Source organism: Solibacillus sp. FSL W7-1436, from assembly GCF_038007305.1.
Classification (GTDB): Bacteria; Bacillota; Bacilli; order Bacillales_A; family Planococcaceae; genus Solibacillus.
Genome location: NZ_JBBOWV010000001.1, coordinates 510,267 through 523,263, shown reverse-complemented (window position 1 = coordinate 523,263; position 12,997 = coordinate 510,267). Strand labels below are relative to the sequence as shown.

Below are 12,997 nucleotides of genomic sequence, written 5' to 3'. Positions count from 1 at the left end.
CGTTGATCTTGCAATAGGCAATGGTTGTCATGCTTTTTCTCCATTTAAAATAGTTTCCTGTTCTTTTGCAAATAAAGAACAGCCGAGTCCTGCCAGAAGCAGAACAACCGTAGCAACGAGGGCGTACTGATAAGAAAGGATCTCTGAAAAGTAGCGACCAGATACGGTTAATGTCGTCGCGACAAGTGCAATTCCTACTGCAGCTCCAACGCGATTAAGCATATTGTATAGCGTTGTCGCCTTGCTCATCTGACTTTTCGCTACATGATGAAAGGCGGAAAGTTGCGAACCGATTACACTATGTCCTAAACAAATTCCAACAGCAAACATCAATCCGCGTAACAGCCAAGGATTTGCTGAAGGACCAAGGATGGCGATACAGCAGAAAATCATTACCGTACCGATCAAACCGAGACGTACTGTATACAGCATGCCGAAACGCTTGGATGTTCGAGGCAGTAATTTGGAAGCGACCATCAGTCCAAGTGCCTCAGTAAACGTAATAAGTGAGCTTTCCAGAGCAGAAGCTAAGTATGCGTACTGATACATGAGCGGGAACAGATACAGCATCCCCATCAAGGCGCCCATGGAACACATCGCGACAAGACTCGATGAAAGGAAAAGCGGTTGTTCATACAGACGCACATCCAGCAGCGGTTCTTTTATTTTTCGTTCATATACATAAAAACGGCTTAATAAAAATACGCCGACAATCGCACAAAAGACGACCGTAATGGAAACACCGTCTGATGCAATAAGGCTCAGTGTGAGCATTAACAGCGGCAACCCGAGTGCAATGAGCATATAGCCTTTCGTATCAAATGGTGCTTTAAAAACTTCAAATTCAGTTAAGGCAAAAAGTCCGATCAGGACGATGATGATACCAAACGGAATATTAATGAAGAATGCCCAGTTCCATGATAAATACTCCGAAAACAGTCCGCCCACTAATGGACCTATCGCCGGTGCAAAGGCGATAGGCAATACTAATGAACGCGACAGATTTTGTCTTTCCGATGGAGAGAATGTCCGAAACAGCAGTGTCATGCTGACGGGTGTAATGATTCCTCCTGCCAGTCCCTGCAGCACGCGCGCTAAAATAAGGGCCTGCAAGCTTCCCGCCAATCCGCAAAGAAGAGAGGCAAGTGTAAATAGACTGACAGAGAGTACATACATTCTTTTTACGCCGAACCGATTGCTTAAATAGCCGGCAGCAGGCAACGCAACCGCGATGCTGACAAGGTAGCCGATATTAATGCCATTCGTTGCCCCCGGCGTTACACCGAATTCAACGGCAATCGTAGGAAGAAGCACATTGACAATCGTTCCGTCGATCGAAACCATGAACATCGCCACTACATAGAGGGCGATGATGACTGCTCGCTGTGCTTTCATCCTAAAACACTACGCAGACTTTTAGGTCTCATATCCAGCCAATTTTCTTCTATATAGAGTTGGCATAATGGTTTTAATGCAGGGCCATATACGACCTCCCATCCGGCAGGGGCAGGGATGACTGCAGGCCATAATGAGTGCTGTTCTTCCGCATTTCGCAAAACATAGTACTCACGATCATCTTGTTCAAAAGGGTTAGACATACATTTTTTTCTCCTTTACTAAGTGCTTGATTAACGTTTGGCCGATTTCATTCAATGGGATGGACTGACACATATCTTTATGGCGACATGCAATATCAATCTGTGTAAGCTCTCCTTTGATATACGGATTCCACGAAGTAACATCAACGTCCGGGATCCAATCTGGCACAAGTGTAGATTTATAAAATAAAGCATCGCCATCATACGTTTCGTGCTGATGATTTTTCAGTAACTGAATCGAGTTTTTATACACTTCTTTTAAGAGCAAAATGGTCGACTCATCTAATGTTGCAATCGCGCTGCCTTCTGCTTTTAGAGCATTCATTACATATTCCTGTGTAACTTCATCTTCTATGTCAGGTTCATAGCCGGCTAGGGCAAGAAGTGCGACAAGTGCCTCCTGTTCTTCCGTCAGCTCCACTGGTGGAGTGAATGTGAACGGGTAGGCATCCATAATGCATAGAAGCGACAGTTCTTCTCCTTGGCGTTCCAGCTGGACAGCCATTTCCTGTACGACATTTCCGCCAAGAGACCATCCGAGTAGACAATAAGGTCCTTTTGGCTGAATTTCCTTGATGGCCTCAATATAGCCGAGCGCCATTTCAGTTAAAGAACGCGGAAGTTCACAGTCTTGCGCAATCCCTTTTGCTTGAATCCCGTATAGGGCAAATTGTGGCGGCAGATTTTTTAGCAGTCCGGCATAGCACCAACTTAACCCCCCTGCAGGATGGACAGCAAAAATCGGTTGCTCCCCGTTGCGTAACGGCAGTACGGTGTTCAATGCTTGCGAATCTTTCCCTTTTTGCAGAATATGTGCGAGACCGGATACAGTAGGTGCTTCAAATAAATGCCCGATTGCCAGCTCTTTACCGAATGCCTCGCGAATGCGTCCAATCAGCTGTACGGCTAATAACGAGTGGCCGCCAAGTTCGAAAAAGCTGTCCTCTGTGCCCACCTGTGGCAGATTCAGTACTTCGCAGAACAGTTCACAAAGCAATGTTTCCTGCGGTGTTTTCGGCAATACAAGTTCCTGCAATGTAATGACAGGTGCAGGGAGCTGCTTCGTATCCAGTTTTCCGTTGGCGGTAAGCGGCATCTGCTCCAGGCAAGTGCAGCTTGAAGGAACCATATAGGCCGGTAGCGAACGGGAAACGAATTCTTTCAACATTTGTTCGGTTACATCCGTGCCTTGCTCCGGAACATAGTAGGCAGCCAAGCGGACATCTTCTTTTCGATCTTCTCTCGCAATGACAGCTGCCTGTGCGATTTGCGGATGTTTCAGAAGGACTTGTTCAATCTCGCCAAGCTCAATGCGGAAACCGCGTATTTTCACTTGGTGGTCAATGCGTCCGATATAGTCCAGTTCGCCGTTTTTCGTCCAGCGAGCCAGATCGCCTGTTCGGTACATCCGGCTTCCCGGAATTCCATAAGGGTTGGCGATAAAACGTTCTGCCGTTAAGGAAGCGCGGTTTAAATAGCCTTGTGCCAAGCCTTCTCCAGAAACATACATTTCGCCGACAACACCGGGAGGAACAGGTTTTAACTGCCCATCAAGGACATAGATGTTTAAATCGGGAATCGCCGTGCCGATCAGACTATTCGCCTGTGACTGGCTCAGTTCTTCATTTAAACTTAAGTAGCTGACATGGACAGTTGTCTCGGTAATGCCGTACATATTCACAAGGGTAGGGGCATCTGCCGGATGTCGGTCATACCATTCCTGTAAACGCGTCAGATTAAGTGCCTCCCCGCCAAACACAATGTAGCGAAGTGCCAGTTGTTCGGACAGTTCGGGATGTTCTTTATCAATGGTCATGAGCTGATAAAAGGCAGATGGTGTCTGGTTCAGCACCGTAATTTTCTTGTCTGCAAGCAATGTCAAAAAGTCGATGGGAGAGCGGCTGACATTGTACGGGATAATTACGAGCTCGCCACCGTATAACAGGGCTCCCCATATTTCCCATACGGAAAAGTCAAAGGCATAGGAATGGAACAGCGACAAGCGATCTTCTTCGTTAAAATGAAACCATTTATCTGTTGCATCAAATAAGCGGATAACGTTTTGGTTGGGAATAACCACACCTTTTGGTCGGCCTGTTGAACCGGAAGTATAGATGACATAAGCCGGATTCATTGGCTGATTGTTATGTTCCGTATTTTCAGCAGGGAATGAAGTAAGCGAAAGCTCCTCCATTACAAGCACTTCCATCGCAGGCGTCGCTTCTGCAGACGGCTTCAAGTCTTCGGAAGTGATTAAACAGCTCGGGTTTGAATCATTCAAAATATAGTCAATACGGTCTTGCGGATAAACCGGATCGATCGGCACATAGGCAGCGCCGGTTTTTAAAACGGCTAAAATACTGACAATCATATCGGTTGAACGCGGCATTAACAGTGCGACAAATGTTTCAGATGTAACGCCTTTTTCCAGTAAAAGATGCGCTAACTGGTTCGCTTTACGGTTCAAATCGGTATAAGTTAGCCCTTCTTTTTCGTCACTTACGGCAATTCGTTCGGGATGCATTTCCACAATCGCTTCGAATTGTTCGGCAATCGTTTTTTGCTTGCTTACATGGCCTTTCGGATTCCAGTTAAGCAGGATTTTTTCTTGTTCCTGTTCCAACAGCACATTCAATTCTGAAATGGCCGGATTATGCAACGCCTGCTGCAGGACGATTACATAGCGTTCCATTAGAGCGGCAACTGTTTTTGCTTCATATAAATCTGTTCGGTATTCCACCTGTACTTCGATTCCATTAGGCTGCTCGGCTAGATATACCTCCCGCACCTCGATATTCAAATCGAATTTCGGCTGCCCAACCGTATGCAGCTGAATGTCGGCATTTTGACCTTCCATTACAAGTGATGGCTGAGGCGTATTCTGTAAGGCAAACATAATCTGGAAAATCGGGTGCTGCGAAGGAACGCGTGTCGGCTTTAATGCTTCGACTATATGGTCAAAAGGAACATATTGGTGCTCCATTGCCTCAATCGATGTTTGTTTTACGCGTTCCAGTAATGCTGTAAAATGAGGATCCCCGGAAGTATCCGTACGCATTGCCACCGTATTGATGAACATCCCGACGTTCGCCAGCAGTTCTTCCTGATCGCGACCCGCAATAGGGCTACCGAGAATCAGATCTTCACCTGCACCGAGCTTTGTCATGAGGGCTAAGAATCCACTTTGTAGCACCATGTAAAGTGTTGCCTGTTCATCTTTGGCAAGCTGCTGCAATTGTCCGTGAAGCGCGGAATCGATTGTAAACGTTAATGTTTCGCTTGTTGGTTTCGACTGCAATTGACGCTTCCCATCGCGGACAAGCTCAATCTCATCCGGGACATGTTTTAGTTTTTCCGTCCAATAAGCGAGGTTGTCATCTGTATAAACACCGTGCGTTTGCTGCCAAACCGCAAAGTCATGGTATTGAATCGTTAACGGCTCAAGCTCATGGCCATCATAGGCAAGCTGCAGATCTTCAGTGAATGTCGCAAGTGACCAGCCATCCGCACTAATATGATGGAATACAACGACCAATGTGTTCGTATTAATGAGCGTTACACGGAAGCCGGGTTCCTGTTTCAAATCAAAAGCATAGCGTGTGCACGCATTGATTTGAGACGGCACTTCTTCTGGGCTCAATTCCTCAATCAGCACTTTCGGTGGATCCTCAATGATCAGCTGATAGGGCACCCCATCCACTGCAGGATATATCGTACGTAAAATAGCATGTTTTTCTGCTACTTTACCAATGGCTTTAATCAGTTTTAATACATCGATCGGCTGTTCAAATGTATAAACAAGCGGAATATTATAAGAAGCGCTTGATTCCTCCAGCTGCTGGATAAACCATAAACTGCGCTGTGCATGCGATAAAGGAATTCTTTCAACATGCTGTCTGTCGATTACAGCGAACGTCTTTTTCTTTGCCTGTTCCACTGCTTGTGCCAGCTCTTTTACAGTAGGCTGATTGAAAATAACAGAGATCGATAAATCGATAGCAAATGTTTTCCGTAATGCCAACAGCAGCTCGGTTGCGAGCAGGGAATGCCCTCCTAGCTGGAAGAAATTTTCATCGATTCCCACTGATGGCAGATTCAAAATATCTTCAAAGAATGCGCAAATCGTTTCTTCAGTACGTGTTGTCGGTTTCGCTTTTTCAATGTTCAAAACATGAGGCTGCGGCAACATCTTTCGGTCAACCTTACCGTTATTCGTTAATGGGAAGGCTTCCATGAAAACAAAATGAGCAGGTATCATATAATCCGGCAAACGTTCTCCTAGCTGCAGTCTGCACTGTTGCTCCGTTTCATTCCCAACAACATAGGCAACGATTTGTTTATGACCCGGCTGATCTTCACGGATCATCACAACGGCTTGTTCAATCGAAGTCATTTCTTCAAGCGCATTTTCGATTTCGCCCAATTCAATGCGAAAACCGCGAATTTTTACTTGATGGTCGGCACGGCTAACATAATGAAGGCTGCCATCCTCCTGCCACACAACTAAATCTCCTGTCCGGTATATGCGTTTCCCTGCAGCAAATGGATGTGCAACAAAACGCTCAGCTGTTAGGGATGGACGATTATGATAACAGCGAGCCAATCCGTCACCAGCAATATACAATTCACCAACGACACCAATCGGAACGGGCTGAAGCATGGCATCGAGCACATAAATGTCTGTCCGGTCGATTGCAGTACCTAATGAAGGGGCATCTTGCGGGCGAATTTCCGTGTAAGTTGACCAGATTGTTGTTTCGGTAGGTCCATACATATTGTGAACGGTTGCACCTGCTTCCAGTAGTGCCTGCGCAAGACTTTTTGAAAGGGCTTCACCACCGACAAGTACAGTAAGTCCGTTCAGCGCATCTTTTGCGTACTGTACAATCATTTGCCAAACAGTCGGTGTAGCCTGCATGATGGAAATGTTTTGCTGCTGAATCAGTGACTGCATCACAACCGGATCTTGTACTTGTTCCTTTGTCGCCAGATGAATGGATGCCCCGTACAGCAGCGGTAAATAAAGCTCCAATGCCGAAATATCGAAAGAAACCGTTGTAATCGCCAGTAAATTATCTTCTTCACATAATGTGAATTGACGCTGCATCGCCTGTAAAAAGTTAACCAAACCTGGCATTTCAACAACGACACCTTTTGGATTTCCGGTAGATCCAGACGTATAAATCATATAAGCTGTTTGTCCGATACAAGAGGCAATCGGTTCGTAAATTTGCTTGGAAGGCTGTAACGGCACAATGGGAGTTCCTTCTTCATTAAAAGAAACTTCACTGTTAACGAGCACAATTTTAGGACGAGCATCCTCGATCATATAAAGCAGTCGTTCTGTCGGATAAGTAGGGTCCATCGGAATATAGGCAGCACCTACCTTGAAGCAGGCGAGCATCGTTGCGACCATTTCAATCGAACGGTCCATGCAAATTCCAACAAAGTCTTCGAGCCCAATGTCATGCACTTTCAGCTGATGCGCAATCCGACCGACAAGCAGATCCAGTTCTGCATAGGAAATCGGTGTATCATTCATCTGAACAGCGGTCGCACCAGGCATATGCTCCATCTGTTTTTTGAATAATTCATACACCGTAGCATTTTTCATCTCACTGGCAGGACCTTGTTTTGCCTCAAATATTGCCGCTTCTTCTTGTAATAGCAATGGCAAGTTGAACAGCGGTGTGTCAGCTTGATCCACCAATAACTCAAGTAATTGGAGGAAACGCGCGGCATGACGTTCCACTTCAGCCTGGTCATAAAGGTCCGAGTTGGCTACAAGATCAAACTGCATACCATGCGGCGTGTTGTAGAAATTGAATGAAATATCTTCTACAGGTCCTGTCACAATTTTTTTGTGCTCCACCTCGACATTCCCTAATAGATAGTTTTCATAAAAAGGCATGAAATTAATTTCCGGACCATACAACTGGTCATCGGTTGTCAGCCGCAAATCACGGCGCAGCTGTTCTTGACGGTACATTTGGTGCTGTTTCAACTCGGTCATGAAGCTTTTCACATTTATGCATAGCTGTTCAAAAGTTTCCACAGATGTAAAAGTCACACGTAAAGGCAAAACATTTACTCGTGTACTTGGTACGGACAGTGATTTATGACCAAAACGGTTCATCATCGGAATGCCGACAATGATATCCTCTGCCTGTGTCATCCGTTTTGTGTAGGCAATAACTGCTGCAGTAACGACTTCCTGTATGTTGACGTGCAGCTGTTTACTGTATGTTTCTAATTTCGCCCATGTAGCGGAAGAAAGGGAAGAGGGGTGCAAAATGACCTGTCCCATTCGACCACTCTTTTTTCTGCTAAGCGAAATGACTTCGGTTCCTTGCATTTTGGATAACCAGTAGGCAGCGTCCGCCGTTGCCTTGTCGGAAGTTTTGTACTGAACTTCCTGCTCCACCATCTGAACATAGTCACCAAACTGCTTTGTAAAGGATTCGTTATGTGTCAATGCCGAATAGCGCTCGGAAATTTGCTGGAACAGTAACCGGAAACTATACGCATCACTGACAAGATGGTGAATTCGCAAATAAAGAAAATGTTCTTCGGCAGATACCGAAAATAAAATGGCGCGTACAAAGTTGTCCTTTGTTAAATCAAGCAATGTTCCGACATCTTCCTGCATATGTTGAAACGCTTCAGCCGTTGAACAACTAATCTGTTGAGAATGAAATTGAACCGAAGAAGGAATCGTCTGGAAAAGTGAGCCTTCTTCCTCCGAACATTGGATATGTAGTCCAACCGCGCTCTCAATTGTGGCATTGACTGCCTGTAACAGCAGTTTGGAATCGATCGGAGCCTGAATATGTAAGTACTCCGCTGTATTGTATAAAGGGCTTTCCGTTAAATGGTGGGCATACCAAATCCCTGCGGCAGCTTCAGTTAAAGGGAAACGTAATTCAGCCATTCGACTCAACCTCCGTAATCTGCCATCGATTGTTTGATCAGACGATGCCACCCGTAGATTGTTGGCTCATCGGCAAGCTGTATGAATGTAAGTGCAAAGCCTTTTTGACGGAGTTCTTCAACGATTGTCATCATCGTGATGGAATCGATTCCGACATCCAGTAAATAATCTTCATCCGAAATCGTATCAATCGGTTCTGTCACATATTGAGCAACAAGTTCGCGTAGCTGTTCTATTGTAAAGTCAGTTTGAGTTGTCATATTATCAACCTTCTTTTCTTAATATTCAGTATTTTAATGTTGCAGTTGCTGTTCAAGTAAATGGCGCAAATCCTTTTTCGAGACTTTGCCAAGGTGTGTCAGCGGAAATTGCTCTACAAATAAGATTTCATCCGGAATTTTATAAGTAGCCAGCCCGCGTTCACGCAAGAATGACTTCAACTGGCGTTTTGTTACATCCGCATTTCTTAGAATAATGAAGGCACAGCTTTTTTCGCCCATATAGTAATCAGGCATCCCGACAATTGCCGCATCATGGATAGCAGGGTGGGCAAGCAGCATATTTTCCACTTCTTCCGCCGCGATTTTTTCCCCGCCGCGGTTAATTTGGTCCTTCGCTCGGCCTTCTACGATTAAATAACCATCTTTCGTGCATCGAACAATATCACCTGTCCGGTAAAAGCCATCTTTTGTGAACGCTTTTTCATTATGTTCAGGCGCTTTATAGTATCCTTGGATTGTATAAGGTCCACGCGTCAACAGATGACCTGTCTCACCAGTAGGCAGTTCCTGATCTTCATCGTCGACAATTTTCACCTCATCATAAGGGGACATCGGGCGACCTTGTGTATGAATGACGATTTCATCAGGATCATCCAATTTTGTGTAATTAACCAAACCTTCCGCCATCCCGAATACTTGCTGCAGCTGACAATCAAATACAGGACGTACCCGTTTCGCCGCTTCAGCACTGAATTTTGAGCCGCCAACAAGCATGACTTTCAAGCTTGATAAATCCTCCGTATGATTCGGCTTTATATCCAGCCAATGCAGCGCAAGGGAAGGAACAAGCGGCACCATTGTCACACGATGCTTTTCAATAAGCGGGAATGCAACATCCGGACTAGGCGAAGAACTTAAAACGATTTTACCGCCAGCATAAAGGACCCCTAATATCCCCGGGGAACTCATCGGATAATTATGAGAAACCGGTAGCACAACCAAAAATACCGTCTCTTCGGTCACCTGGCATTGTTCAACACTCAACTTAATCGTATACATGTATTCATCATGCGTTCTCGGAATCAGCTTTGAAATTCCTGTACTTCCACCAGACAGCTGCAAGAATGCTACTTCGCTCCCTCTAACTTCCGGGAATTCAATAGATTGTGTACTGAATAGTGAATCAAATGATACAAACTCCTGCGCATCGCCAAGAACGATGACATGCTCCAGCGAAGGAACTTCCTGCTGAACTTCTCGCGCAAGACCACGGTAGTCAAAGCCCCCAAAACGATCCATTACGATATAAGCCTTCGCCTCCGCAAAATCGCAAAAATAGCGAATCTCATTGTCACGGTGAGAAGGAAGCGAAAAGACAGGCAATGCACCAATCTTAAACAGGGCAAATACAATTTCCACATAACCCGCCACATTCGGAAGCTGTACAACGACACGATCCTCTTTCTGGATACCAAGCAGCAAAAGTCCTGTTGCCAACTGGTCCACACGTTCATTAAGCTGTGCATAAGTAAGCGACCGTACATCATCAATAACCGCCACATTGTCAGCAAATTGACGGGCTCGATCTTCAAGCATCTGGCCGAAAGTTAAACCTACCCAACAACCAGTCTCCCGATAAAATTCAGCTCGATCAGCAGGCCACGGTGTAAATCCATTCAACATAGGCTGAAACCTCCTTCAATTACTTAACATATAGATTAATGATATTGATAATCATTATCATTGTGTTGTAACGGTTATGCTACGCCTTAAACGATTAATCGTCAACAATTGATGGACAATTTGATTCAATTTGACCAATTACCCTGGTTCTTTCGACTTTTTTTATATTAATAATAATGGCCTTAAAGAGGGTAAAATATAGGAGGGGGAGTTTTCAAAAACTTGGGAAAGTATGTGATAAGCAAACTGAACTGTAACCTTTTTGTAACTCTTTCTACAGGAGTTGGCTTTATAATAAACTTATTCCAATTTGTAGTGTTTTGGAAATGATCAAAGCGAGCATTAGTTAGGGGTGCGTATGCACATGAAAAGAAGCATTGGATGGGCGACGATTTTAATGATTACATTGCTTGCGGGATGCGACCTTGTAAAATCTCCAAATGATTTAATTACTTCACCAGAGCAGCAAGATGGAATGGGAATAAAGGAAGAACAATTACAATTTATTATAAAATCTTTTTATAAAGCCGATGTAAAATCCGTCGATTATTTTAAAGCACGGCGGGACAATTGAAGTGAATAGTGCATATGGAAAAGGTACAGAAGTTTGTATTGAATTGCCCTTAAATAACAGCCTATAACAGAGAGAAGGAAAACAACTTGAAAAAATTAGTAGGAATGTTTACCGTTTGCTTATTGTTAGTTGGCTGCGGTACTGAAAGCGAGGAACAACTAAAAGACAAAGTCATCGTAGCGTTGGAAAATGAAGAATATGATAAAGCGTTAACATTAATAGAGCAAAATTCAGGGGATAGCCAATTCGACGAAGAAACAAAAAATTTACACGCACAGCTTCTTGCATTTAAAGAAGTAGAAGAAGCAAGAAGCCATGCTGATTGGGATGGTGTTTTGGATAAAGCTCATACACTACTGGAAAATCCTAAATTGGAAAACAATTTAAAAACTAATCTGGAAAACATGATTGAAGAAGCCGAACAGGAAATTAATAAAAGCATTAGAGAGAACTTTGAACAAAATTCCGTTAACGGTGACGAAGAAGGCAATCCCCCACCTGGGGAAACTAAGTCATCCGAAGATTCATCTGTCAGCTTGAAGGAAAGATACCTAGCTAAATTAGCAGAGGTTGAAAAAAGTGTAAAAGAGTTGGACAAAATTTTCGATCAAGGGACACAAGCAGAAATAACAGAAGCCCAGGGTGAAGTATATTCACAATGGGATCAGCTATTAAATGAAATCTATGCTGAACTTAAAAACAACCTGCCACCTGATGACATGAGCATATTAAGAGTAGAGCAGCATGACTGGGTAGAATATCGCGATGAAAAGGCAACAGAGGCCGCATTACAATATAAAGGCGGATCGATGGAAACTTTACAGTATGTAAGCACACAAGCCCAGTTAACAAAAGAAAGATGCTATGAATTAATCGATTTGTATATGAAATAGAGAACGAACGAAGAGGAGGCTGTAGGGTTAATCCCTTACAGTCTTTTTTATAGAGGGTGCCAAGCTCCTCCTAGATGTTCTAATAAATTTTAAAATGGTCTAATATAACAAAAATAGTTCTAATAAAAACCGGATGTTCTAATATAATAGCCAAATGTTCGAATAACCCCACCAAATGTGCAAATAAACCACTCCAAACTTCAAATAAGCAGCTGCTATTTTCTAATTTCCGTACTAAATGTTCTAATAAAACTGATCCGCTATCATGAGACATATGTTGGCAAAAAATATATAGTAAAAACAAAAGGGGGAGAAGAGAAATGAGAATTTTTGATGCGCATTTTCATATTATCGATTATCAGTTTCCGATTATCGAAAGTCAGGGATATATGCCGCCAAGCTATGATGCAGCAGCATATAGCGAGGAAACAAAAGATTTAGCGATTAAAGGCGGAGCAATTGTTTCAGGGTCATTTCAAGGATTTGATCAAACGTATTTACTTGATTCGCTAAAGCAGCTGGGCCCGGCATTTTGCGGTGTAACCCAATTGCCGTATACAGTGTCAGACGAAGAAATCGAAGCATTGCATAAAAATGGTGTGAGAGCATTGCGCTTTAATATTAAACGCGGAGGCTCGGAAGATTTATCGAAGCTCGATTATTTTGCACGACGTGTGCATGCATTGGTCGGCTGGCATAGCGAGCTGTATATCGATGCGAAAGAATTGCCTGAAATTGCTGCAACGATTGAGAAATTACCGGCCATTTCGATTGATCATCTAGGGTTATCCGAGGAAGGGCTGCCGCATTTACTGAAGCTGGTCGATAAAGGGGTACGTGTGAAAGCGACCGGTTTCGGGCGTGTCGAGCTGGATGTGAAAAAAGCACTGCGGGAGATTTACCGTATGAACCCGGATGCACTGATGTTTGGTACCGATTTGCCGTCCACCCGGGCAAAAAGGCCGTTTGAAGTTGCCGATATTACACTCATCCAGCAACTTTTTGATGCACAGGCCAGCGAGAAAATTTTATATTCGAACGCAGCCGTCTGGTATTTTAAAAATAATAAAACTTAAGAGCGAATCCTTTAAGAATGG

General features: G+C 44.0%; 8 protein-coding genes. 3 read left to right on the top strand and 5 right to left on the bottom strand.

Annotated elements, in window-relative coordinates; genetic code table 11:
- Positions 1-27: 27 nt before the first annotated feature.
- The 5 genes from MKX73_RS02605 to MKX73_RS02585 are packed head-to-tail and all read right to left on the bottom strand — an operon-like array spanning position 28 to position 10,433.
- Positions 28-1,395 (bottom strand): DHA2 family efflux MFS transporter permease subunit, encoded by a 1,368-nt coding sequence (locus MKX73_RS02605; protein WP_340716164.1) that lies wholly within the window; start codon positions 1,393-1,395, stop codon positions 28-30.
- The gene (locus MKX73_RS02600; protein WP_340716163.1) at positions 1,392-1,598 is read right to left on the bottom strand and encodes an MbtH family protein; all 207 of its coding nucleotides are present in this window, start codon (positions 1,596-1,598) and stop codon (positions 1,392-1,394) included. Before MKX73_RS02600 ends, MKX73_RS02605 begins: the two co-directional genes overlap by 4 nt.
- On the bottom strand, positions 1,591-8,529 hold the full coding sequence (locus tag MKX73_RS02595) for an amino acid adenylation domain-containing protein (RefSeq protein ID WP_340716162.1): 6,939 nt from the start codon (positions 8,527-8,529) through the stop codon (positions 1,591-1,593). Before MKX73_RS02595 ends, MKX73_RS02600 begins: the two co-directional genes overlap by 8 nt.
- 5 nt (positions 8,530-8,534) lie before the next feature.
- The gene (locus MKX73_RS02590; protein WP_340716161.1) at positions 8,535-8,789 is read right to left on the bottom strand and encodes a phosphopantetheine-binding protein; all 255 of its coding nucleotides are present in this window, start codon (positions 8,787-8,789) and stop codon (positions 8,535-8,537) included.
- Between the two features lie 33 nt (positions 8,790-8,822).
- On the bottom strand, positions 8,823-10,433 hold the full coding sequence (locus MKX73_RS02585; RefSeq protein WP_340716160.1) for a (2,3-dihydroxybenzoyl)adenylate synthase: 1,611 nt from the start codon (positions 10,431-10,433) through the stop codon (positions 8,823-8,825).
- Between the two features lie 364 nt (positions 10,434-10,797).
- On the opposite strand from MKX73_RS02585, the gene MKX73_RS02580 reads away from it, so the two are divergent.
- The 3 genes from MKX73_RS02580 (at position 10,798) to MKX73_RS02570 (ending at position 12,976) form a co-directional block, all read left to right on the top strand.
- On the top strand, positions 10,798-11,007 hold the full coding sequence (locus MKX73_RS02580; protein WP_340716159.1) for a hypothetical protein: 210 nt from the start codon (positions 10,798-10,800) through the stop codon (positions 11,005-11,007).
- Positions 11,008-11,093: 86 nt separating this feature from the next.
- The gene (locus MKX73_RS02575; protein WP_340716158.1) at positions 11,094-11,900 is read left to right on the top strand and encodes a lysozyme inhibitor LprI family protein; all 807 of its coding nucleotides are present in this window, start codon (positions 11,094-11,096) and stop codon (positions 11,898-11,900) included.
- Positions 11,901-12,220: 320 nt separating this feature from the next.
- A complete protein-coding gene (locus MKX73_RS02570; RefSeq protein ID WP_340716157.1) occupies positions 12,221-12,976 on the top strand; it encodes an amidohydrolase family protein in 756 nt (251 codons plus the stop codon).
- The last annotated feature ends 21 nt before the right edge of the window (positions 12,977-12,997 follow it).

What these genes read in the sequence shown, in the direction of transcription:
- MKX73_RS02600 (WP_340716163.1), bottom strand. Translation starts at nt 1,598, where the DNA reads ATGTCTAACCCTTTTGAACAAGATGATCGTGAGTACTATGTTTTGCGA.
- MKX73_RS02595 (WP_340716162.1), bottom strand. Translation starts at nt 8,529, where the DNA reads ATGGCTGAATTACGTTTCCCTTTAACTGAAGCTGCCGCAGGGATTTGG.
- MKX73_RS02570 (WP_340716157.1), top strand. Translation starts at nt 12,221, where the DNA reads ATGAGAATTTTTGATGCGCATTTTCATATTATCGATTATCAGTTTCCG.
- MKX73_RS02580 (WP_340716159.1), top strand. Translation starts at nt 10,798, where the DNA reads ATGAAAAGAAGCATTGGATGGGCGACGATTTTAATGATTACATTGCTT.
- MKX73_RS02605 (WP_340716164.1), bottom strand. Translation starts at nt 1,395, where the DNA reads ATGAAAGCACAGCGAGCAGTCATCATCGCCCTCTATGTAGTGGCGATG.
- MKX73_RS02590 (WP_340716161.1), bottom strand. Translation starts at nt 8,789, where the DNA reads ATGACAACTCAAACTGACTTTACAATAGAACAGCTACGCGAACTTGTT.
- MKX73_RS02585 (WP_340716160.1), bottom strand. Translation starts at nt 10,433, where the DNA reads ATGTTGAATGGATTTACACCGTGGCCTGCTGATCGAGCTGAATTTTAT.